Raw genomic sequence first — 22,400 nt, 5'->3', positions numbered from 1 at the left:
GGGCGCCCCCCCCGTTGTGGGGGGGGGGGCCGCCCGTCGTCCGGTCAGCGACCGGCCCTTGGCTCGTCGTGGATGCGAGGTGTCAGCGGTCCTCGTCTACTGCCTTGGCCGGCACGTCGGTGAGCCGGTCCGTCTCATCCTGTATTTCCGCGGCGATCTTCTTGAGTTCCGGCTCGAACTTGCGCCCGTGGTGAGCGCAGAAGAGCAAGTCACCGCCGCTGGTCAGGACGACGCGCACGTACGCCTGGGCGCCGCAGCGGTCGCAGCGGTCAGCGGCCGTCAGGGGGCTCGCGGGGGTCAGAACAGTAGTCACGTCGCCTCTTCTCTAGCTCGACGAGCTGTCGTACCAGGGTCAACATCCAACCAGGCCGAAAACGTTCCCGCTCGTGGCTTTTCCTCGAAACTTCTTCCCGAGGTGGCTGTCTGCTGCCGGTTGGCGGCGAATGAGCCGTATTGCGTCGCTCTACGGATTTCGCATTGCTTGTCTCGGTTCGTCCTCCCGGCTGGGTTGCCGGTTGTTCATGAGGACGTGCCCGGAGCCTAAATGGTTCATGCCTGGAAGGGAACGTGATGTTCACGTCACCCCATCGAGGGATCGAACACTCATGCGACTCTGCACTAGCATGAGAAATCAGGAGGGTGGCGTGACAACGGCTCTACCAGGCATCGGTACCCTCAGACCGGTGAACGACGCCGGGCCTTACCCCACCGGGCCAGTTTTCAAATTCAGCGAGGAGCGAACCGCGTGACCGCCGAAACGTCCGTGCCGTCCAGTGCGCTGCTGACCGCAGACCGTGACGGTTCCAACTACACCGCGCGGCACCTGCTCGTACTCGAAGGGCTCGAAGCGGTCCGCAAGCGCCCCGGCATGTACATCGGGTCCACCGACAGCCGCGGCCTGATGCACTGCATCTGGGAGATCATCGACAACTCGGTCGACGAGGCCCTCGGCGGCTACTGCGACCGCATCGACGTGATCCTTCACGACGACGGCTCCGTCGAGGTGCAGGACAACGGCCGGGGCATCCCGGTCGACGTCGAGCCCAAGACCGGGCTCTCCGGCGTCGAGGTCGTCATGACCAAGCTGCACGCCGGCGGAAAGTTCGGCGGCGGCTCGTACGCCGCCTCCGGCGGCCTGCACGGCGTGGGCGCCTCCGTGGTGAACGCGCTGTCGGCCCGGCTCGACGTCGAGGTCGACCGGAACAGCGCCACGCACTCGATCAGCTTCCGCCGCGGCGTGCCCGGCATCTTCACCGAGCAGGGCCCCGACAGCCCCTTCGACCCGGGCAACGGTCTACTGAAGGGCAAGCGCGTCCCGAAGACCCGCACCGGCACCCGCGTGCGGTACTGGGCCGACCGCCAGATCTTCCTCAAGGACGCCAAGCTCTCCCTGGAGACGCTCCACCAGCGTGCCCGCCAGACCGCCTTCCTGGTTCCCGGCCTGACCATCGTGGTCCGCGACGAGCGGGACCTGGACGGTGTGGGCAAGAGCGAGGAGACCTTCCGCTTCGACGGCGGCATCAGCGAGTTCTGCGAGTTCCTCGCCCAGGACAAGGCTGTCTGCGACGTCCAGCGGCTGACGGGCACGGGCACCTTCAAGGAGACCGTGCCGGTCCTCGACGACCGCGGCCACATGACCCCCACCGAGGTCACCCGTGAGCTGGGCGTCGACGTCGCGCTGCGCTGGGGCACCGGCTACGACAGCACGGTCAAGTCCTTCGTCAACATCATCGCCACCCCCAAGGGCGGCACGCACGTCTCCGGCTTCGAGCAGGCCATCACCAAGACGGTCAACGAGGTCCTGCGCTCCGCCAAGATGCTGCGCGTCGCCGAGGACGACATCGTCAAGGACGACGCCCTGGAGGGGCTCACGGCGGTCGTGACGGTCCGGCTCGCCGAGCCGCAGTTCGAGGGCCAGACCAAGGAGGTGCTCGGCACCTCGGCGGCCCGCAGGATCGTCGCCAACGTGATCGCCAAGGAGCTGAAGGCCTTCCTGACGTCCACCAAGCGTGACGCCAAGGCCCAGGCCCGGGCCGTCCTGGACAAGACCGTGGCGGCCGCCAGGACCCGTATCGCCGCCCGGCAGCACAAGGACGCGCAGCGCCGTAAGACCGCGCTGGAGTCCTCCTCGCTGCCGGCCAAGCTCGCCGACTGTCGCAGCGACGACGTGGAGCGCAGCGAGCTCTTCATCGTCGAGGGAGACTCCGCGCTCGGCACCGCCAAGCTCGCCCGCAACAGCGAGTTCCAGGCCCTGCTGCCGATCCGAGGCAAGATCCTCAACGTCCAGAAGTCCTCCGTCTCGGACATGCTCAAGAACGCCGAGTGCGGAGCGATCATCCAGGTCATAGGAGCCGGCTCCGGCCGCACCTTCGACATCGACGCCGCCCGGTACGGCAAGGTCATCATGATGACCGACGCCGATGTCGACGGCTCCCACATCCGCACGCTGCTGCTGACCCTCTTCCAGCGCTACATGCGGCCCATGGTCGAGCAGGGACGCGTCTTCGCCGCCGTACCCCCGCTGCACCGCATCGAGCTCGTCCAGCCCAAGAAGGGCCAGGACAAGTACGTCTACACGTACTCCGACAACGAGCTGCGTCAGACCCTGCTCGAGTTCCAGCGCAAGGGCGTCCGCTACAAGGACGCCATCCAGCGCTACAAGGGTCTCGGCGAGATGGACGCCGACCAGCTGGCGGAGACGACGATGGACCCGCGGCACCGGACCCTGCGCCGGATCAACATCGGCGACCTGGAGTCGGCCGAGCACGTCTTCGATCTGCTCATGGGCAACGACGTGGCTCCCCGCAAGGAGTTCATCACCAGCTCCGCGGCGACGCTCGACCGCTCGCGGATCGACGCCTAGCCGTCGAACCGCTCGCGGATCGACGCCCAGCCCGGCGCGTCCGACCGACCGTCCACCCAGGGGTGGAGCCGCAGAGTTCCACCCCTGAGACGATCACAGACGCATCTCCCCTCCGTAGCATCGAAGCGACGGAGGGGGACGGACATGGATCGCAGCAGGTCGACCGGGCGATGGCTCGTGTGGCCCGCGCCGGAGGCGCTGACCCGGGTCGGCGTGCCACGCGGCCGCCTCGTGATCGACGGCCTGCTGCTCACCGCGATCTGTTCATGGATCGTGGCGAGCGCGTACATCTCAGGGGCCTTCCCCGGCTGGTACGGGGTCCTGCCCCCGCTCGGTCTCGCCCTCTGCGTGGCGGCGGTCGTCGCCTATCACGCCACCACCGTCGCCGGTCAGCTCTCGCGGTCGCTCGGGCTGCTCGCCCTCGTGGCCGCGGCCGGGCTCGGCGCCCATGCCGCCGGAGCCCATGTCTCCGCGACGCTGATCTGGATCGTCGTCTCGGTCACGGCGATGGAGCGCCTCCCGCTGCTCGTCGCCCTGGGCACGGTGCTGGTCCTCGCCGGAGGCTTCGTCGACGCGGACGAGACCGGGTTTCTGGGAGCCGGAGTGACCACGGCCGCTGTGCTGCTCACCGGGTACTCCCTTCGCCTGGACGCGCAGGCCCGCAGCGCAGGGTTCCGGCTGCTGGCGCAGGAGCGGGCGGCCCGTGAGGCAGAGGCCGCCTCCGCGGCCCTGACCGAACGGGCCAGGATCGCCCGCGAGATCCATGACGTGCTGGCGCACAGCCTCTCCGCGCAGATGGTTCACCTGGAGGCCGCGCGACTGCAGATCGAGGCCGGCGCTCGGCGGGAGGACGTCCTCGAGCGGGTGGCCGCCGCCCGGTCCATGGCTCGCGAGGGGCTCGCCGAGACCCGGCACGCACTCTCCGCGCTCCGCGGCGACATGGTGCCCGTCGAGGACTATCTGCGGGAGCTGGCTCGCGGGGACCGGGCCGAGGTCGAGGTCGTCGGTGAGCGCAGGCCCCTTCCGGCGGAGGCCTCACAGGCGGTACGGAGAGTGGCCCAGGAAGCCCTCACGAACGTACGCAAACACGCGCCGGGGGCCAGGACGCGGCTCCGGCTCGCCTACGAGACGGGGGAGATCGCCCTGGAGATACGGGACTCGGGTGCGGCCGGGGACACCGAGGGCGCGGGGCTGAGCGGTTCGGGTTCCGGTTACGGCCTCATCGGCATGAGGGAGCGCGCCGAACTCCTGGGCGGCACGCTGGAGGCCGGCCCCGAGGACGAAGGGTTTGCGGTGCGGCTGAGGGTGCCGGCATGAGCGGTCGGAACGCGCAGCACGACAACGGCCGGGTCGCGCGCGTGATCGTGGCCGACGATCAGTCCATGGTGCGCGAGGGGATCGTGCTCGTTCTCGGACTGCTCCCCGGCATCGAGGTCGTAGGAGCCGCCAGGGACGGCGAGGAAGCCATCGCGCTGACCGCGGAACTCGCCCCCGATGTGGTGCTCATGGACCTCCGGATGCCGCGGTGCGACGGGGTGGAGGCGACCCGGCGCATCCGCTCCGAGCACCCGGACACCGAAGTCGTCGTACTGACCACCTACGCCGACGACGACTCGCTCTTCCCGGCACTCCGCGCCGGTGCCCGCGGCTACCTCACCAAGGACGCGGGCGGGGAGGAGATCGTACGGGCCGTCCATGACGTGCTCGACGGACGGGCCGGGCTCGCCCCCGCCGTCCAACGGAGGCTCCTGGAACAGCTGATGGCCCAGCCTCAGCGGTACGCACCGTCCCGTGGACGACCGTCCGAGGCGGCGCAGGACGGATGGCGAGGTCCGCAGCACGGCGGGTCGCAGCCCGACGGACTCACCGAGCGCGAGACCGAAGTGCTCCGCCTGGTCGCGGACGGGCTCTCCAACCAGGAGATCGCCCGCCGGCTCGGCATCTCCACGGCGACCGTCAAGACACACATCAACAACCTCTTCGCCAAGATCGGGGTGCGCGACCGGGTGCAGGCCGTCCGGTACGCATATCAGCACGGGCTCGTGGCACCACCTGGCGAAACCGTCACCTGATGGGGTGAAGAGCGGGAGGAGAAGAGTCCTGGATCTTCCCGCTCTGTCCATCCTTGGGCACGCGGCCGAAACGGTTCGCTGACAAGGAGAGTTCACCGGTGGAGAAGCGCGAAGGGCCGGGCCTCCCGGCAGTGCGGATCGACGACCCCTGGTATGACGCACTGGCCGCCGGTTGGGGTGAGGCGGCCGAGACCGAGACGCCGGCCGGCGCCTCGGCGCACAGCGTGCCGATGCCGGGAGCCGTTCCGCGACAGCAGCCGGCCCACAGCGCTGCCGACATCTATCTGGCGGTCCAGCGCAGTCCCGCCTTCCAGGAAGTACGCGGCCGCTACCGGCGGTTCGTGATCCCCGCCGCCCTCGGCTTCCTCCTCTGGTACCTCGCCTATGTGGTGGCCGCGACCGTGGCACCCGGGCTGATGGCCCGGCCGGTCGCCGGCGCGGTGAATGTGGCGATGGTCGCCGGACTCGGCCAGTTCCTCACCACCTTCCTGATGACCTGGGCCTACGCCCGGCACGCCCGGCTGCGCCGGGACCGGGCGGCGCTGGAACTGCGCTGGACCGTGTACGACGAAACGCGCGCCCAGGAGATGACGCGAGGGGGCCGACGGTGACCGACGACCATCAGACGCTCGCACTGCTGCTGTTCAGCGCGTTCATCGCGGTGACGCTGGGGATCACCACCTGGGTGAGCCGCAACCGCCACGGCTCCGCCGAGGAGTTCTACGCCGGCGGACGACTGTTCTCGCCCATGGAGAACGGTTTCGCCATCGCCGGCGACTACATGTCCGCCGCCTCCTTCCTCGGCATCTCGGGCCTCATCGCGCTCTTCGGCTACGACGGGATGCTGTACTCCGTCGGCTTCCTCGTCGCCTGGCTGGTCGTGCTCCTCCTGGTCGCCGAACTGGTACGCAACTGCGGTCGGTTCACGCTCGCCGACGTCGTCGCCGCACGGATGGCGGAACGCCCCGTCCGGATCGCCGCCGGAACGTCCTCCGTCACCGTCTCCGTGCTCTATCTGGTGGCCCAGATGGTGGGAGCCGGCAGCCTGGTCGCCCTCCTCCTCGGCGGTACGAGCGAGGCGGCCCGGTCCTGGACCGTGATCGGCGTCGGCGCCCTGATGGTGATCTATGTGTCGCTGGGCGGGATGCGCGCGACCACCTGGATCCAGATCGTCAAGGCGGTGCTCCTCATGGCCGGCACGATCGCCCTCACCGTGCTCGTCCTGCTCCGCTTCAACGGTGACTTCAACCAGCTGCTCACCGCCGCCGCCGAGCGCAGTGGGCACGGACGGGATTTCCTCGCACCGGGGTTGCGGTACGGCGGAGAGTGGACCGCGCGGCTCGACTTCATCAGCCTCGGCATCGCGCTCGTCCTCGGTACCGCGGGCCTGCCGCACATCCTGTCCCGCTTCTACACCGTGCCCACCGCGCGGGCCGCCCGCCGTTCGGTCGTCTGGGCCATCGGGCTCATCGGCGGCTTCTATCTGATGACGATCGTCCTCGGCTTCGGCGCGGCCGCGATCATCGGCCCCGACGCCGTCCGCGCCTCCAACGCCGCCGGGAACACCGCCGTGCCGCTTCTCGCCCTCGACCTCGGCGGCGGTGCGGGGTCGACCGGTGGCACCGTGCTCTTCGCGATCGTCGCAGCCATCGCCTTCGCCACCATCCTGGCCGTTGTCGCCGGGATCACGCTCGCCTCCTCCGCGTCCGTGGCCCATGATCTGTACGCCTCGCTGAGGCGCCGCAGCGCGCACGCGAAGCAGTACAGCGAGGTGACCGTGGCACGCCTGGCCGCCGCAGGCATCGGGGTGGCCGCGATCGGTCTCGGACTGCTCGCCCGCGACCTGAACGTGGCGTTCCTGGTCGGACTCGCCTTCGCGGTCGCCGCCTCCGCCAACCTTCCCGTGCTGCTCTACTCGCTCTTCTGGCGGAAGTTCACCACGCGGGGCGCCGTGTGGTCGGTGTACGGAGGGCTGATCCCGGCCGTCCTGCTGGTCGTGCTCTCGCCGGTCGTCTCCGGCAGCCCCGACGCGCTCTTCCCGGGCGTCGACTTCCATGTCTTCCCGCTGCAGAACCCGGGGGTCGTCTCCATCCCGCTCGGCTTCCTGGCGGGCTGGCTCGGCACGGTCACCTCCTCCGAGCCGCCGGACGCGGCCAAGCACGCGGAGACGGAGGTCAGGGCGCTCACCGGCGCCGGCGCCGTGTGAACCCCGGGAGGCAGCTCAGCGCGCGGCCGGGACCCAGACGTAGCGGTGCTCGGGCCGGCCCGTCTCGCCGTACCTCAGCGAGAGGCGTACGCGCCCGGTGCGCTCGAGCAGCTTGAGATAGCGCTGGGCGGTCTGCCGGCTCACCCCGGCGCGCTCGGCGATCTCCTGCGCGGACAGGGCTCCGTCGGCGGCGAGCAGCACCTGCCGTACGAGCTCGGCGGTGGTGGGGGAGTGACCCTTCGGCAGTGCGGGCTCGGCCGCACCCGCCGACAGGGCGCCGAAGAACCGGTCCACCTCCGCCTGCTCGGCCTCGCCGCCTCCGTCGAGGGTGTGGCGCAGGGCGGCGTACGCGTCCAGCTTGGCGCGCAGCCCGGCGAACGTGAACGGCTTGACCAGGTACTGGAGCGCGCCGTGGCGCATCGCCGCCTGGACCGTCGCCACGTCGCGCGCGGCGGTGACCATGATCACGTCGGTCTGGTGGCCCTGCCGGCGCAGCTCCCGTACGACCGCGAGGCCGTTCTCGTCCGGCAGGTAGTGGTCGAGCAGGATGAGGTCGACCGGGACCTCACCGAGGCGAGCGATCGCCTCCGCGGTCGAGTGGGCGGTGGCGACGACGCGGAACCCGGGCATCTTCGTCACATAGGCCGCGTTGATCCGCGCGACGCGTACGTCGTCGTCCACGACCAGTACGTCGATCATCGCGGCTCCTCGTCCGCCCGGGCCATGGCGGGCTCCGGCGCCGATCCGGGCTCCGGCTCGCCGAGTGCCTCCGGGAGTACGACGGTGAACTCGGCGCCCCCGTCCGGCCCGTCGGCGACCCGCGCGCTGCCGCCCCGGCGCTCGGCGAGCCGGCGGACCAGAGCCAGGCCCAGACCCCGCTTGCCGTGCGACGGCAGCTCCTTCGTGGTCCAGCCCTCGGTGAAGATCAGTTCGCGGCGGTCGTCCGGGACGCCCGGGCCGCTGTCGGTGACACGCAGGACGGCGGTGCGTCCCTCGGCCCGCAGCGCGATCTCGACGCGCGGTTCGGCGGTGCCCGCGGCGGCGTCCAGGGCGTTGTCGACGAGATTGCCGACGACGGTGACCAGCTCGCGCGGGTCCACCAGACGGTCGGGGAGCAGCGAGTCGGACGAGATCCGCAACGACACGCCCCGCTCCGCGGCGACCGTGGCCTTGCCGACCAGGAGCGCGGCGAGCAGCGGATCGTGGACCTTCTCCGTGACCTGCTCGGCGGTGGCCCGATGGACGCCGACGACCTCGGTGACGAACTCGACCGCCTCCTCGTGCATCTCCAGCTCGAGGAGGCCCAGCAGGGTGTGCAGCCGGTTGGCGTGCTCGTGGTCCTGGGCGCGCAGGGCGTCGATCAGGCCGCGGGTGGAGTCCAGCTCGCGCCCGAGCCGCTCCAGCTCGGTGCGGTCGCGCAGGGTCGCCACGGCGCCGCCGTCGTCCGTCGGCATCCGGTTGGCGATGAGGACGCGGTGGCCGCGGACGGTCACCAGGTCCTCGCCCGTGACCCGCCCGGCCAGCACATCGGCCGTGCGGCCGGGACCGAGGGCGTCCTCCAGCGGCCGGCCGGTGGCCTCCGGGCCGATCCCGAGGAGGCGCTGGGCCTCGTCGTTCATCAGGCGCACGCGGCCCGTGCGGTCGAGGGCGACGACACCCTCGCGGATGCCGTGGAGCATGGCCTCGCGCTCCGCGAGCAGCGCGGAGATGTCGGAGAACGCCAGGTCGTGGGTCCGCCGCTGGAGCCTGCGGGAGATCAGATACGCGGCGAGGGCGCCGGCCGCCAGGGCGCCGCCGGCGTACGCGAGGAGTCCCGGGATCGCGCCGAGCAGGCGGTCCTGCACGCTGTCGTACTCGATACCGACGGACACCGCGCCGACGATCGTCCCGTCGGGGCCGTGCAAGGGGGCCTTGCCGCGCGCGGAGCGGCCGAGCGTGCCGCTGTCGATCTCCATGACCTCGCGCCCGGCGAGCGCCTCGCTGGGGTCCGTGGAGACGCGCCTGCCGATCTGCGCGGGGTCGGTGTGGGACCAGCGCACGCCGCGGGTGTCCATGACGACGACGTATTCGGCGCCGGTGGACTGCCTGATCCGCTCGGCCTCCGCCTGTACGGGGCCCTGTGCGGAGGGCGCGGAGCCCGTCAGCGCGGCGGCGACCTGAGGGGAGGCGGTCGTCTCGGCGATGGCGAGGGCACGGCGCATGGCCTGGTCGTCGAGCTGGGCGCTGAGGGGGGCGAGGAAGAAGCCGGTGGCCAGCACCGTGACGCCGGTCGCGATGGCCAGCTGCATGAGGAGGACCTGCGAGAAGACCCGCTGCGGCCAGCCGAACCGCCTGCGTCGCGCGGGGGGCGGCGGCGGGGTGGTCGGTGCGGGGCTCATGGCAGGAACGGTACGGGGAGGGTGACCGGGACCGGAAATGTGCGGGGCCCTCGGCGGGCGGCGGTGGGCGGGGGCGGGTGGTGCGGCCGCGGGCCGGGGTGGTGCGCCCCGGCCTCCGGCCGGGCTGGGGTTCCCACGCGCACCACCCGTGCGGGAAGGAGGGCAGAGGTGCGGGCCGCCCAGTGGGCGGTGGCCCGCCCTCGGCGGCTGCGAGGCGATGGGACGCGACGGCTTCGCGTCGCCGGCAGGGAAGGGCATGAGGTTCTCGGGCCGCCGTGCTCGTGCTGTGGTGGGCGTGTGCCCGGTGGGCAGTCGGGTCGGACCGGGTACGCGTGGGCCCTTGCCCGCCGTCGGCGGCAGCCCGTAGGTGGGATGTGGGCCGGTTGCCTATTCTGGGGGCTTTGGTGTGTGCCGAGTCGTCGGAGGGGTTTTCCTTGAGCAAGCAGCAGATCCCTGTCGTCGTCCTCTCCGGGTTTCTCGGATCGGGGAAGACGACGCTGCTCAACCATCTGCTGCGCAGTGCCCGAGGCACCCGGATCGGGGTCATGGTCAACGACTTCGGTGACATCGGGATCGACGCCATGACCGTGGCCGGGCAGGTCGGGTCCACCGTCTCGCTCGGCAACGGATGTCTGTGCTGCGCCGTCGACGTGAGTGAGCTGGACGAGTACCTGGAGGTGCTCACCCGGCCCGAGCTGCGCCTCGATGTGATCGTGATCGAGGCGAGCGGGCTCGCGGAGCCCCAGGAGCTCGTGCGGATGGTGCTCGCCAGTGAGAACGAGCGGATCGTGTACGGCGGGCTCGTGCAGGTCGTCGACGCCGCCGAGTTCTCCGCCACGCGTGCGCGGCACCCCGAGACGGACCGGCATCTCGCCCTCGCCGACCTCGTCGTGGTCAACAAGGCCGACCGGGTGGGGGAGCGGGAGCTGGACGTCGTCCATGCCGCCGTCAGCGGGCTCGCCGCACCCGCCGCGGTGGTCCGCGCCGCGCACGGACGCGTCGACCCCGAGCTTCTCTTCGACCGGGTGGTGCCCGACGGGGAGATCGAAGGGCAGATGTCCATCGAGGACCTGCTCTACGGGGATCCCGAAGACGACCACGACCATCCGCACGCCGTCTACGAGACCCTCTCCCTGGCCTCGGAGACCGCACTGCACCCGCGCAGGCTGATGGAGTTCCTGGACTCCCGCCCGGAGGGTCTCTACCGCATCAAGGGATTCGTCGACTTCGGCGCCGCCGACCCCGACAACCGCTACTCCGTGCACGCCGTCGGCAGGTTCCTGCGCTTCTACCCCGAGCCCTGGCCGGCCGGCCAGGAACGGCTCAGCCAGCTCGTCCTCATCGGCTCGGGCATCGACGGCGACGCCCTGCGCAAGGAGCTAGACGGCTGCCGCGTGAACGGCCCGCAGGACGCCCCCGACGAGCACAGCATGTGGGGCGTCCTGCGATACGTACAGCAGCCGGACGAGACGGCTGCTCCGGAGCTCTAGCTCGCCGGGCCCGCCAGGACCGCGACCGGCTTCGGCAGCGGGGTGCCCGAGCCGTCACGGCGTGGGTCGATCTCGGGGAGATCCACCGGGGCACCGGTCTTCTGAGCGGCGAACGCCGGGGTCGCGCCCGCCCAGGCGAGGATGAGCACGTCCTCGCCCTTCAGGAAGCGCTGGCAGCGCACGCCGCCCGTCGCACGGCCCTTGCGGGGGTACTGGTCGAACGGCGTCAGCTTCGCCGACGTACCGGCCGAGTCGTCCAGCGTGCCCGTGGAACCCGCGACCGTGAACACCACCGCGTCCGCCGCCGGGTCCACCGCCGTGAACGAGATCACCTCGGCGCCCGCGGTCAGCTTGATGCCCGCCATGCCGCCCGCCGGGCGGCCCTGGGGCCGTACCTGCGACGCCTGGTAGCGCAGGAGCTGGGCGTCGGACGTGATGAAGACCAGGTCCTCCTCGCCCGTGCGCAGCTCGGTCGCGCCGACGATCCGGTCACCGTCCTTGAGGGTGATGACCTCCAACTCGTCCTTGTTCGTCGGATAGTCCGGCACCACGCGCTTCACGACGCCCTGCAGGGTGCCGAGCGCAAGGCCCGGTGAGGACTCGTCGAGCGTGGTCAGGCAGACCACCGTCTCGTCGTCCTCCAGCGTGAGGAACTCCGCCAGCGGCGCCCCGCCCGCCAGGTTCGGCGCGGCGGCCGTGTTCGGCAGCTGCGGCAGGTCGATCACCGCGATCCGCAGCAGCCGTCCGGCGGAGGTCACCGCGCCGACGTCGCCGCGCTGCGTCGCCGGAACCACGGAGACGATCACGTCGTGCTTGGCACGCCTGCCCTCCGCGGCGGCCGGGATCTCCTCCGTCGCCGTACGGGCCAGGAGGCCCGTCGAGGACAGCAGGACCCGGCAGGGGTCGTCCGCGACCTCGAGGGACGCGGCGGCGACCGGCGCGCCCGCCGACTCCAGCAGGACCGTGCGCCGGTCGGTGCCGAACTTCTTCGCCACCGCGGCCAGTTCGGCCGAGACCAGCTTGCGCAGCTCGTTGTCGGAATCCAGGATCCCGGTCAGCTCGTCGATCTCGCCGTTGAGCCGGTCGCGCTCGGTCTCCAGCTCGATCCGGTCGAACTTGGTGAGCCGGCGCAGGGGGGTGTCCAGGATGTACTGCGTCTGGACCTCGCTCAGCGAGAAGCGCTCGATCAGGCGCTCCTTGGCCTGCGCCGAGTTCTCGCTGGAGCGGATGAGGCGGATGACCTCGTCGATGTCGAGCAGCGCGACGAGCAGACCCTCGACCAGGTGCAGCCGGTCGCGCTTCTTGCTGCGGCGGAACTCGGAGCGGCGGCGCACCACGTCGAAGCGGTGGTCGAGATAGACCTCGAGGAGCTCCTTGAGGCCCAGGGTGAGCGGCTGGCCGTCGACCAGCGCCACGTTGTTGATGCCGAAGGACTCCTCCATCGGCGTCAGCTTGTAGAGCTGCTCCAGGACAGCCTCCGGCACGAAGCCGTTCTTGACCTCGATGACCAGGCGCAGACCGTGGGCACGGTCGGTGAGGTCCTTGACGTCCGCGATGCCCTGCAGCTTCTTGGAGCCGACCAGATCCTTGATCTTGGAGATGACCTTCTCCGGGCCGACCGTGAAGGGCAGCTCGGTGACGACGATGCCCTTGCGGCGCGCCGTCACGGTCTCCACCGTCGCCGTGGCGCGGATCTTGAACGTGCCTCGGCCGTTCTCGTACGCGTCCTTGATGCCGGACAGGCCGACGATCCGGCCGCCCGTGGGGAGGTCGGGGCCGGGCACGAAGCGCATCAGCGCCTCGAGGTCCGCGTTCGGGTGCCGGATCAGGTGCCGGGCGGCCGCGATGACCTCGCCCAGGTTGTGCGGCGGCATGTTGGTCGCCATGCCGACGGCGATTCCGGACGCGCCGTTGACCAGCAGGTTCGGGTAGGCCGCGGGGAGCGCGACGGGCTCCCGCTCCTGGCCGTCGTAGTTCGGCGAGAAGTCGACGGTGTCCTCGTCGATCGACTCGGTCATCATCAGCGCCGCGGCGGCCATCTTCGACTCGGTGTACCGCATGGCGGCCGGCGGGTCGTCGTTGCCCAGGGAGCCGAAGTTGCCGTGGCCGTCGACGAGGGGGAGCCGCATGGAGAAGGGCTGCGCCATGCGGACCATCGCGTCGTAGATCGACGCGTCGCCGTGGGGGTGCAGCTTGCCCATGACCTCGCCGACGACGCGCGCGCACTTCACATAGCCGCGGTCGGGGCGCAGGCCCATCTCGTTCATCTGGTAGACGATGCGGCGCTGCACCGGCTTCATGCCGTCCCGGGCGTCGGGCAGCGCGCGGGAGTAGATCACCGAGTACGCGTACTCGAGGAAGGAGCCCTGCATCTCGTCGACGACGTCGATGTCGAGGATCCTCTCCTCGAACGCGTCTTCCGGCGGCGGTGTCTTCGTGCTGCGGCGGGCCATCGCGGCTGCGGCTCCTTCACCAACAAGGTTGATCTGACGCGGACCATTGTGGACCGTCCCACCGACAACGCCGACCGCGACCCGGGTACGGCCCGTCGTCGGCCGTCCGCGACGCCCCTGCGACCCGGAAGAGGGACGCCTCGAACCTGCGGGAACTTCGCCAGGTGTCAGTGCGCTTGCATAGGGTGGCAGGACTTTTCCATATCGCGATCGAAGGGACGTACATGCCCATGGGTCACACGGCCACGGCAGAGGCCGGCTCCGGCGGCCTGACAGCGACCGAGCACCGGCTGGCCAACGGCCTGCGGGTGGTGCTCTCCGAGGACCACCTGACCCCGGTCGCCGCGGTCTGCCTCTGGTACGACGTCGGCTCGCGCCACGAGGTCGCGGGCCGCACCGGCCTCGCCCACCTCTTCGAGCACCTGATGTTCCAGGGCTCGAAGCAGGTCCACGGCAACGGCCACTTCGAGCTGGTGCAGGGCGCGGGCGGCTCGCTCAACGGCACGACGAGCTTCGAGCGCACCAACTACTTCGAGACCATGCCCACCCACCAGCTGGAGCTGGCGCTCTGGCTGGAGGCGGACCGCATGGGCTCGCTGCTCGCGGCCCTGGACGACGAGTCCATGGAGAACCAGCGGGACGTCGTCAAGAACGAGCGCCGCCAGCGGTACGACAACGTGCCCTACGGCACGGCCTTCGAGAAGCTCACCGCCCTCGCGTACCCCGAGGGCCACCCCTACCACCACACGCCGATCGGCTCCATGGCCGACCTGGACGCGGCCACCCTCGAGGACGCGCGGTCCTTCTTCCGCACGTACTACGCGCCGAACAACGCGGTGCTCTCGGTCGTCGGCGACATCGACCCCGCGCAGACCCTGGCCTGGATCGAGAAGTACTTCGGCTCGATCCCGTCCCACGACGGCAAGCTGCCGCCGCGCGACGGCACCCTGCCGGAGACCATCGGCGAGCAGCTGCGCGAGGTCGTCGAGGAGGAGGTCCCGGCCCGCGCGCTGATGGCCGCCTACCGGCTCCCGCACGACGGCACGCGCGAGTGCGACGCCGCCGACCTGGCCCTGACCGTCCTCGGTGGCGGCGAGTCCTCGCGGCTCCACAACCGCCTGGTCCGCCGCGACCGCACGGCGGTGGCGGCCGGCTTCGGCCTGCTGCGGCTGGCTGGCGCGCCGTCGCTGGGCTGGCTGGACGTCAAGACGTCCGGCGGTGTCGAGGTGCCCGAGATCGAGGCCGCCGTCGACGAGGAGCTGGCCCGGTTCGCCGCCGAGGGCCCGACGCCCGAGGAGATGGAGCGCGCCCAGGCCCAGTTGGAGCGCGAGTGGCTGGACCGGCTCGGCACGGTCGCGGGCCGGGCCGACGAACTGTGCCGCTTCGCGGTCCTGTTCGGCGACCCGCAGCTCGCCCTCACCGCCGTGCACCGGGTCCTGGACGTCACCGCGGAGGAGGTGCAGGCGGTTGCCAAGGCCCGGCTGCGCCCGGACAACCGCGCGGTGCTCGTCTACGAGCCGACCGGTACCGAACAGAGCGACAGCGACGAGGAAGAGGGAGCGGACCAGTGACCGACGCTGCCGCGTCTTTGACGAGCATGACGTTCCACCCGCAGCCGGAGCCGGGCACCGCCAAGCCCTGGGCCTTCCCGGCCCCGGGCCGTGGAGCGCTGGACAACGGCCTGACGGTGCTGCGCTGTCACCGCCCCGGCCAGCAGGTGGTGGCCGTCGAGATCTTCCTCGACGCCCCGCTGGACGCCGAACCCGAGGGCCTGGACGGCGTGGCCACGATCATGGCCCGCGCCCTCTCCGAGGGCACGGACAAGCACTCCGCCGAGGAGTTCGCCGCCGAGCTGGAGCGCTGCGGCGCCACGCTCGACGCGCACGCCGACCACCCGGGCGTACGGGTCTCCCTGGAGGTCCCCGTCTCCCGGCTGCCGAAGGCGCTCGGCCTGCTCGCCGAAGCGCTGATCGCGCCGGCCTTCCTCGACACCGAGGTCGAGCGCCTGGTGCGCAACCGGCTCGACGAGATCCCTCACGAGACGGCCAACCCGGCCCGCCGGGCGGCCAAGCAGCTCTCCAAGGAGCTGTTCCCGGCGACGTCGCGCATGTCGCGGCCGCGCCAGGGCACCGAGGAGACGGTGGCGGCGATCGACGCCACGGCCGTCCGCGCCTTCTTCGAGGCGTACATGCGGCCCTCCACGGCCACGGCCGTCGTCGTCGGCGACCTGACCGACGTGGACCTGGACAAGGTCCTCGCCGAGTCGCTGGGCGCGTGGACGGGGAACACGGCCGAGCCGCGCCCCATGCCTCCGATCACGGCCGACGACACCGGCCGGGTGGTCATCGTCGACCGGCCGGGCGCCGTCCAGACCCAGCTGCTCATCGGGCGCGTCGGCGCCGACCGGCACGACCGTGTCTGGCCGGCCCAGGTCCTCGGCACGTACTGCCTCGGTGGCACCCTCACCTCGCGCCTGGACCGCGTCCTGCGCGAGGAGAAGGGCTACACGTACGGCGTCCGTGCCTTCGGCCAGGTGCTGCGGTCCGACGGTGAGGGCCACGGCGCCTCGATGCTCGCCATCAGCGGCTCCGTCGACACCCCCAACACCGGACCGGCACTTGACGACCTGTGGAAGGTGCTGCGCACCCTCGCCGCCGAGGGGCTGACGGACGCCGAGCGCGATGTGGCCGTGCAGAACCTGGTGGGTGTGGCGCCGCTGAAGTACGAGACGGCGGCCTCCGTCGCCGGGACGCTCGCCGACCAGGTCGAGCAGCACCTTCCGGACGATTTCCAGGCGCAGTTGTACGCCCGCCTGGCCGAGACCGGCACGGTGGAGGCGACGGCGGCGGTCGTGAACGCCTTCCCGGTGGACCGTCTTGTCACCGTGCTCGTCGGTGACGCGGCGCAGATCGAGGAGCCTGTGCGTGCCCTCGGCATCGGCGAAGTGACTGTCGTCACCGGCTGATCAAGACAACCTCGCGCCACTTCGAGGACCCCGTCATCACAGTATGGCGGGGTCCTCCTCTTTGTCCGTATTGAGGGAAAGGGTGGGCGTATGCCCTGTGGCATGTCTTACAAACGGGCGTGTCTGTTTGCTGATTGAAAGACAGTCCGCTTAGCGTCGGTCCGGCTGTTCGCCAGTTGCACCCGCCGCGAGCCCGTGGCATCGGACAGTCATCGCCGAGTCCCCGTCAGGCGCGAGCCTGGGGAGCCGGGGACCCACACGAAGTCCCTGGGGTGAATCGGACGCCTTCGCATCCGTGCGGAGGGGCCCGTAGGAGACCTTCCTGCTCCGAACCCGTCAGCTAACCCGGTAGGCGAGAAGGAAGGAAAGGATCAGCCACTACATGGCGTTCACCCGTGCCACCGGGAAGCATCGTGGTCCGAGCCGTATGGCGCGCCGTAGCGCGGGCATCGCCGGCATCGCGACCATCGCCACCACCGGCGTCATCGGAACCCTCGCCTCACCGGCGCTCGCCGCCGACGCGGACGCCCCCTCCTTCGAGGACACCGGCCTGACCCAGATCGTCGCCGCCGACACCCTCGCGGCCACGATCGACGCCCAGGCCGCCGCCCAGGAGCGCGAGGCCGCCGAGGCCGTCGAGCGGGCCAAGGCCGAGGCCCGGGCGAAGGCGGAGGCGAAGCGCAAGGCCGAGGCCCGCGCCAAGGAGATCCGCGAGGCCAAGGAGCGCGCCGCCCGCGAGGCCGAGCGCAAGCGTCTGAACTCCTTCCAGCTCCCCATCGCCGGTTCGTACGTGACCACCAGCTACCAGGCCGGTGGCGCGCTCTGGTCCTCCGGCAGCCACTCCGGCGTCGACTTCCGGGCCGCCTCCGGCAGCCGGGTCGTCTCCGTCGGCTCCGGCACCGTCGTCGAGGCCGGCTGGGGCGGCGCGTACGGCAACAACATCGTCATCCGGATGAACGACGGCACGTACACCCAGTACGGTCACCTGTCGTCCATCAGTGTCTCGGTCGGCCAGACCGTCACCCCGGGCCAGCGGATAGGCCTCTCGGGCTCGACCGGCAACTCGACCGGCCCGCACCTCCACTTCGAGGCGCGCACCACCGCCGAGTACGGCTCCGACATCAACCCGGTCGCGTATCTGCGCGCCCGCGGCGTGAACGTCTGACCGCAGCCACGGAACAGCGTCAGAAAAGCCCCGGCTCGTCCTGAGCCGGGGCTTTTCGCTGGCCAAAAGATATCCATGTTCCCGGATCGCCTTCGGAAATTCCGTCCCGCTGCAATAGAGTCGCCGACGAACCGGTTTCGCGCGGATCAAGGCGGAGGTCGAAGATGCGCATTCCCGCGCAGTCGGTATGCACGGCGATTCGGGACGACATCGTGTCCGGGGTCCTCCCGTGCGGCAGCCGGCTGACCGAGGAGCAGCTGGCCCGCCGTTACGGGGTCTCCCGCGTCCCCGTCCGTGAGGCGCTGCGCACCCTGGAGTCCGAGGGCTTCGTGATCAGCCGCCGGCACGCGGGCGCCCATGTCGCCGAACCCACCGAGCAGGAGGCGGCGGACCTGCTGGACGTACGGGCACTGCTCGAGCCACTGGGCGCAGCCCGCGCCGCGCAGCGGCGCACCGACGCCCATCTCAAGGTGCTGCGGGGCCTGGTCAGGCTGGGGCAGGAGCGGGCCAGGCGCGGTCAGGGAGAGGATCTGCGCTCGCTCGGCAGCTGGTTCCACGAGACGTTGGCACAGGCCTCCGGCAGTCCGGCGCTCACGGCGCTGCTCACCCAGCTGCGGCACAAGATCGCCTGGATGTACGCGGTCGAGCCCGCCGCCCAGCCGGTCGAGGCGTGGGCCGAGCACGGGGCGATCGTCGACGCCGTGGCGCGCGGCGACGCCGAACGGGCCCGCACCCTGACCGCGCTGCACGCCGAGCGCTCGCTGGCGCAGCACCGGCTGAAGCGCCAGGAGCGCTCACGTGTGAGGGCTTCGCAACACGTCGTAAACACCGCGAGCGCCCAGAATTAACACGCGGGCCGTATACAAAGAATAGAAATTCTCGGGCTTTCTTTGTGCTGCCCGGAATTCCGGAATGCCGGTGGTCGGATCGGCGGGGAAAACAATGGAGCCGCACTCGCCTTCATTTCGGCGTGTGCGGCTCCGTCGGAATTCGGTCAGACGGTCTCGGGAAGCTCGTCGAGCCCCTCGGCAACCAGCTTCGCCAGACGGTCCAGAGCGGCCTCGGCGCCATCGGCGTCCGAAGCGAGCACGATCTCCTCGCCGCCCTGCGCGCCGAGACCGAGCACCGCGAGCATCGACGCGGCGTTCACCGGGTTGCCATCGGCCTTGGCGATCGTCACGGGGACGCCGGAGGCCGTGGTGGCACGGACGAAGATGGAGGCGGGGCGGGCGTGCAGGCCCTCGGCCCAGCCGACGTTGACGCGGCGCTCAGCCATGGTGTTGCCCTTCAAGTCTCAAGCGGGTTGTCTAGACCAGTCTCTCACGGGTGGCGGGATGCTCGAAGCCGACCTTCGGACCCTGTCCCAGGGCCGTTTCGGTGCTCCTACCTTGCATGGCACACAGACGCCGCGCGACCGGTGCCACTGACGTACCCCGGCCGTACGCTTGCCCCATGCAGAGCGCGTCGGAACAGCCGGAACAACCGGAACACGCCTACCCCGACCACTGGGAAGCGGATGTGGTCCTCCGTGACGGCGGCACCGCGCGCATCAGGCCCATCACCGTCGACGACGCCGACCGGCTGGTCAGCTTCTACGAGCAGGTCTCGGACGAGTCGAAGTACTACCGCTTCTTCGCGCCCTACCCGCGGCTCTCCGCCAAGGACGTGCACCGCTTCACCCATCACGACTTCGTCGACAGGGTCGGTCTCGCGGCGACCGTCGGCGGGGAGTTCATCGCCACCGTTCGGTACGACCGCATCAACGAGCAGGGGCTGCCGGCCAGCGCCCCCGCCGACGAGGCCGAGGTCGCCTTCCTGGTCCAGGACGCGCACCAGGGACGGGGCGTGGCCTCCGCGCTGCTCGAACACATCGCGGCGGTGGCGCGGGAGCGGGACATCCGACGGTTCGCGGCGGAGGTGCTGCCCGCCAACTCCAAGATGATCAAGGTCTTCACCGACGCCGGATACACCCAGAAGCGCAGCTTCGAGGACGGCGCCGTGCGGCTGCACCTCGACCTGGAGCCCACCGACCGCTCGCTCGCCGTGCAGCGCGCGCGGGAGCAGCGGGCCGAGGCGCGCTCGGTGCAGCGCCTCCTCGCACCCGGCTCGGTCGTCGTCATCGGCGCCGGACGCGCGCCGGGCGGGGTGGGCCGGACGGTCCTGCGCAACCTGCTGGACTCCGGGTTCACCGGCCGTACGTACGCCGTGAACCGCGCCCTCGGGGACGGGGGCACCACGCTCGACGGGGCGCCGGCCTTCCGCTCCGTCGGGGACATCGGCGAACCGGTCGACCTGGCGATCGTCGCCGTGCCCGCCGAGCGGGTTCCGGAGGCGGTCGCCGACTGCGGCGAGCACGGGGTGCAGGGCCTCGTCGTGCTCTCGGCGGGGTACGCGGAGAGCGGGCCCGAAGGGCGGGAGCGACAGCGTGAACTGGTGCGGCAGGCCCGTTCGTACGGGATGCGGATCATCGGACCCAACGCGTTCGGGATCATCAACACCTCGACCGACGTCCGGCTGAACGCCTCGCTCGCGCCGCAGATGCCGGCCGCCGGGCGGATCGGGCTCTTCACCCAGTCCGGCGCGATCGGCATCGCACTGCTCGCCGGACTCCACCGGCGCGGCGCCGGCCTCTCCTCCTTCATCTCCGCGGGCAACCGGGCGGACGTCTCGGGCAACGACTTCCTCCAGCACTGGTACGACGACCCGGCGACCGATGTCGTCCTGCTGTACCTGGAATCGATCGGGAACCCCCGGAAGTTCACCCGGCTGGCCCGGCGGACGGCGAGGGTCAAGCCGGTGGTGGTGGTCAAGGGCGCCCGGCACAGCGGGAGCGCGCCGCCGGGACACCGGGTACCGGTCACCCGCATCGGGCACACCACCGTCTCCGCGCTGCTCCGGCAGGCCGGGGTCATCCGCGTCGACACGGTCACCGAACTCGTCGACGCGGGCCTGCTGCTCGCGGGCCAGCCCTTGCCGACCGGGCCCCGGGTCGCGATCCTCGGCAATTCCGAGTCGCTCGGACTGCTGACGTACGACGCGTGTCTGACGGAGGGGCTGCGTCCGCAGCGCCCGATCGACCTGACGACGGCGGCGACCCCGGCCGACTTCCGCGACGCGCTGGCGGCGGCGCTCGTGGACGACGCCTGTGACGCGGTCGTCGTGACGGCGATCCCGTGGGTCGGCGAGAACGGCGCCGTCGAGTCGGGCGACGGCGAGGTCCTCGCGGCCTCGCTCCGCGACGCGGTCGCCTCCGCCCCGGCCCTCGCGAAGCCGGTGGTCGTGGTCCACGTGGAGATGGGCGGCCTCGCGGAAGCCCTCGCCGTGGCGACCAGCACCCGACCGACCCCCCGGAGGGGCGCGACGGGGGCCGTCGGCTCCTCGGCAGGCGCGGCCCCGCCGCAGGCGGGTGCCACCGCCGCGCGAGGCCCCGCGCACGGTCCGTCGGCGGCAGGACGGCCACCCGCGCCGACCGCGACTGCGCCTTCGACGCCGTGGGCAGGAAGCGACGTGCCCGAGCGCCCCCCGACCGCCGCCTCACCGGCGCCCACCACCACGCCGACACCCGCCGACGGCTCTCCCGCCGGCCGCCCGCCCGCGCCCGGAGCGACACCGACACCCTCGCCCGGGCCCGGCGCCGTACCCACGGGCACGCCCGGGTACGGCGGCGCTCCCGCCGGCCGGCCTGGGACCGCAGACCGACCCGGGACCGCCACGTCGGGACCCGCCGCCGGTGGCCCGTCCGCTTCCGCCGTACGGGCAGGGACCGCCGGCCCGGCACCCGCCGCCGGTGGCCCCTCCCGCCCCGTGGCCGGACGGGGTGCCGGTGAGGTCGACGCCCCCGGTGGCGACGACGCGCCGCGTCCCGGGGCCATCCCCGCCTATCCCGCCGCCGAGCGGGCGGTGCGGGCGTTGGCCGAGGCCGTGCGGTACGGGGAGTGGCGGCGGCAGGCCGCCGAGCCGGGGCGGGTGCCCGAATTCGAGGACATCGACGAGGGCGGGGCCGCCACGCAGATCGAGCGGGCGCTCGGCGAAGAGACGCCGGAGGGAGCGGAGAGCACCGCCCGGGGCGTGACCCTCGACCCCGACGCGGCGGGCGAGCTCCTCGGCAGGTACGGGATCGTCGTCCTGCCCACCCTGCCCGCGCCCACTCCCGACGCCGCCGTCCTGGCCGCCGCCCGCCTCGGCTACCCCGTCGCCCTGAAGACGACCGCCCCCCACCTGCGCCACCGCCCCGACCTCGGAGGCGTACGGCTCGATCTGGCCACCGAGGAACAACTCCGGACCGCGTACGCGGAATTGACGGAGGCCCTCGGCAAGCCCGCCGAGCTCCAGCCGGTCGTCCAGGCCATGGTGCCGCGCGGCGTGGACACCGTCGTGCGGTCCGCCATCGACCCGGCCGTCGGCGCCGTGCTCTCCTTCGGCCTGGCCGGAGCCGCCTCGGAGCTGCTCGGCGACATGTCCCACCGGCTCGTCCCGGCGACCGAACGGGACGCCGCCGAACTCGTACGGTCCATCCGTACCGCCCCGCTCCTGTTCGGCTGGCGCGGCTCCGCCCCCGTCGACACCCCGGCCCTGGAGGAGCTGCTGCTGCGCGTCTCCCGGCTCGTCGACGACCACCCCGAGGTCGTCGCGATCGCCCTGGAGCCCGTCGTCGTCGCCACGCACGGCCTCTCCGTGCTCGGCGCCACCGTCCGCCTCGCCCCGCCCCCGCCCCGCACGGACCTCGGACCGCGCCGTCTCCCCAGCTACTGAGCCGACCCGCCCGGTGGCCGCCACGGAGCGGCCCGGAGCGCCCCTTCCGACGGATT

The 22,400-nt window shown here is 71.5% G+C and carries 16 protein-coding genes and 1 riboswitch; of the genes, 11 read left to right on the top strand and 5 right to left on the bottom strand.

What is annotated here, in order from left to right; all coding sequences use genetic code 11:
• Positions 1-82 precede the first annotated feature (82 nt).
• Positions 83-313 (bottom strand): hypothetical protein, encoded by a 231-nt coding sequence (locus tag ACFC0D_RS28085; protein ID WP_329115038.1) that lies wholly within the window; start codon positions 311-313, stop codon positions 83-85.
• A gap of 432 nt (positions 314-745) precedes the next feature.
• On the opposite strand from ACFC0D_RS28085, the gene ACFC0D_RS28080 reads away from it, so the two are divergent.
• The 5 genes from ACFC0D_RS28080 (at position 746) to ACFC0D_RS28060 (ending at position 7,141) form a co-directional block, all read left to right on the top strand.
• The gene (locus tag ACFC0D_RS28080; protein WP_376441546.1) at positions 746-2,863 is read left to right on the top strand and encodes a type IIA DNA topoisomerase subunit B; all 2,118 of its coding nucleotides are present in this window, start codon (positions 746-748) and stop codon (positions 2,861-2,863) included.
• A gap of 144 nt (positions 2,864-3,007) precedes the next feature.
• A complete protein-coding gene (locus ACFC0D_RS28075; RefSeq protein ID WP_376441543.1) occupies positions 3,008-4,180 on the top strand; it encodes a sensor histidine kinase in 1,173 nt (390 codons plus the stop codon).
• A complete protein-coding gene (locus tag ACFC0D_RS28070; RefSeq protein ID WP_376441541.1) occupies positions 4,177-4,935 on the top strand; it encodes a response regulator in 759 nt (252 codons plus the stop codon). The genes ACFC0D_RS28075 and ACFC0D_RS28070 overlap by 4 nt, the downstream gene beginning before the upstream one ends.
• 98 nt (positions 4,936-5,033) lie before the next feature.
• Positions 5,034-5,546, top strand: coding sequence for a DUF485 domain-containing protein (locus tag ACFC0D_RS28065; RefSeq protein ID WP_376441539.1), 513 nt, complete (start codon positions 5,034-5,036; stop codon positions 5,544-5,546).
• Complete coding sequence (locus ACFC0D_RS28060; protein WP_376441536.1) at positions 5,543-7,141, top strand: cation acetate symporter; 1,599 nt, start codon at positions 5,543-5,545, stop codon at positions 7,139-7,141. Before ACFC0D_RS28065 ends, ACFC0D_RS28060 begins: the two co-directional genes overlap by 4 nt.
• 15 nt (positions 7,142-7,156) lie before the next feature.
• Here the strand turns inward: ACFC0D_RS28060 and ACFC0D_RS28055 are convergent, their stop codons facing one another.
• Both ACFC0D_RS28055 and ACFC0D_RS28050 read right to left on the bottom strand, forming a co-directional pair.
• A complete protein-coding gene (locus ACFC0D_RS28055; RefSeq protein ID WP_376441533.1) occupies positions 7,157-7,840 on the bottom strand; it encodes a response regulator in 684 nt (227 codons plus the stop codon).
• Entirely contained in the window at positions 7,837-9,519 is a 1,683-nt protein-coding gene (locus ACFC0D_RS28050) for an ATP-binding protein (protein WP_376441531.1), read from the bottom strand. The genes ACFC0D_RS28055 and ACFC0D_RS28050 overlap by 4 nt, the downstream gene beginning before the upstream one ends.
• A gap of 434 nt (positions 9,520-9,953) precedes the next feature.
• On the opposite strand from ACFC0D_RS28050, the gene ACFC0D_RS28045 reads away from it, so the two are divergent.
• Positions 9,954-11,009, top strand: a complete 1,056-nt coding sequence (locus tag ACFC0D_RS28045) for a CobW family GTP-binding protein (protein WP_376441527.1) — start codon at positions 9,954-9,956, stop codon at positions 11,007-11,009.
• Here the strand turns inward: ACFC0D_RS28045 and ACFC0D_RS28040 are convergent.
• The gene (locus tag ACFC0D_RS28040) at positions 11,006-13,462 is read right to left on the bottom strand and encodes a DNA topoisomerase (ATP-hydrolyzing) subunit A (RefSeq protein WP_376441524.1); all 2,457 of its coding nucleotides are present in this window, start codon (positions 13,460-13,462) and stop codon (positions 11,006-11,008) included. The two genes, ACFC0D_RS28045 and ACFC0D_RS28040, sit on opposite strands and share 4 nt — an antisense overlap.
• 230 nt (positions 13,463-13,692) lie before the next feature.
• On the opposite strand from ACFC0D_RS28040, the gene ACFC0D_RS28035 reads away from it, so the two are divergent.
• From ACFC0D_RS28035 to ACFC0D_RS28020, 4 genes are all read left to right on the top strand, one after another.
• Entirely contained in the window at positions 13,693-15,033 is a 1,341-nt protein-coding gene (locus tag ACFC0D_RS28035; RefSeq protein ID WP_376441552.1) for a M16 family metallopeptidase, read from the top strand.
• Positions 15,034-15,059: 26 nt separating this feature from the next.
• Positions 15,060-16,427: a M16 family metallopeptidase gene (locus ACFC0D_RS28030; protein WP_376441549.1), complete on the top strand. Its 1,368-nt coding sequence runs from the start codon at positions 15,060-15,062 to the stop codon at positions 16,425-16,427.
• Between the two features lie 203 nt (positions 16,428-16,630).
• Positions 16,631-16,797: riboswitch (cyclic di-AMP (ydaO/yuaA leader) on the top strand.
• A gap of 12 nt (positions 16,798-16,809) precedes the next feature.
• Complete coding sequence (locus tag ACFC0D_RS28025) at positions 16,810-17,592, top strand: M23 family metallopeptidase (RefSeq protein WP_376441522.1); 783 nt, start codon at positions 16,810-16,812, stop codon at positions 17,590-17,592.
• Positions 17,593-17,756: 164 nt separating this feature from the next.
• A complete protein-coding gene (locus ACFC0D_RS28020) occupies positions 17,757-18,440 on the top strand; it encodes a GntR family transcriptional regulator (RefSeq protein WP_376441519.1) in 684 nt (227 codons plus the stop codon).
• Positions 18,441-18,586: 146 nt separating this feature from the next.
• Here ACFC0D_RS28020 and ACFC0D_RS28015 read toward each other — a convergent pair whose 3' ends face one another.
• Complete coding sequence (locus ACFC0D_RS28015) at positions 18,587-18,868, bottom strand: HPr family phosphocarrier protein (RefSeq protein WP_099889105.1); 282 nt, start codon at positions 18,866-18,868, stop codon at positions 18,587-18,589.
• 176 nt (positions 18,869-19,044) lie between these two features.
• Here ACFC0D_RS28015 and ACFC0D_RS28010 point away from each other — a divergent pair, with 176 nt between their 5' ends.
• Complete coding sequence (locus ACFC0D_RS28010; protein WP_376441516.1) at positions 19,045-22,344, top strand: GNAT family N-acetyltransferase; 3,300 nt, start codon at positions 19,045-19,047, stop codon at positions 22,342-22,344.
• The last annotated feature ends 56 nt before the right edge of the window (positions 22,345-22,400 follow it).

It is taken from the genome of Streptomyces sp. NPDC056222 (assembly GCF_042264065.1).
Lineage (GTDB): Bacteria > Actinomycetota > Actinomycetes > Streptomycetales > Streptomycetaceae > Streptomyces.
The sequence above is the reverse complement of the archived record's forward strand: the minus strand, read 5'-3'. Positions and strand labels throughout refer to the sequence as shown.

Bases quoted from the DNA above. Each gene is read 5' to 3' on its own strand.
- ACFC0D_RS28030 (WP_376441549.1), top strand. From the start codon at position 15,060: ATGACGTTCCACCCGCAGCCGGAGCCGGGCACCGCCAAGCCCTGGGCC.
- ACFC0D_RS28055 (WP_376441533.1), bottom strand. From the start codon at position 7,840: ATGATCGACGTACTGGTCGTGGACGACGACGTACGCGTCGCGCGGATC.
- ACFC0D_RS28010 (WP_376441516.1), top strand. From the start codon at position 19,045: ATGCAGAGCGCGTCGGAACAGCCGGAACAACCGGAACACGCCTACCCC.
- ACFC0D_RS28050 (WP_376441531.1), bottom strand. From the start codon at position 9,519: ATGAGCCCCGCACCGACCACCCCGCCGCCGCCCCCCGCGCGACGCAGG.
- ACFC0D_RS28070 (WP_376441541.1), top strand. From the start codon at position 4,177: ATGAGCGGTCGGAACGCGCAGCACGACAACGGCCGGGTCGCGCGCGTG.
- ACFC0D_RS28035 (WP_376441552.1), top strand. From the start codon at position 13,693: ATGGGTCACACGGCCACGGCAGAGGCCGGCTCCGGCGGCCTGACAGCG.
- ACFC0D_RS28025 (WP_376441522.1), top strand. From the start codon at position 16,810: ATGGCGTTCACCCGTGCCACCGGGAAGCATCGTGGTCCGAGCCGTATG.
- ACFC0D_RS28040 (WP_376441524.1), bottom strand. From the start codon at position 13,462: ATGGCCCGCCGCAGCACGAAGACACCGCCGCCGGAAGACGCGTTCGAG.
- ACFC0D_RS28020 (WP_376441519.1), top strand. From the start codon at position 17,757: ATGCGCATTCCCGCGCAGTCGGTATGCACGGCGATTCGGGACGACATC.
- ACFC0D_RS28075 (WP_376441543.1), top strand. From the start codon at position 3,008: ATGGATCGCAGCAGGTCGACCGGGCGATGGCTCGTGTGGCCCGCGCCG.
- ACFC0D_RS28015 (WP_099889105.1), bottom strand. From the start codon at position 18,868: ATGGCTGAGCGCCGCGTCAACGTCGGCTGGGCCGAGGGCCTGCACGCC.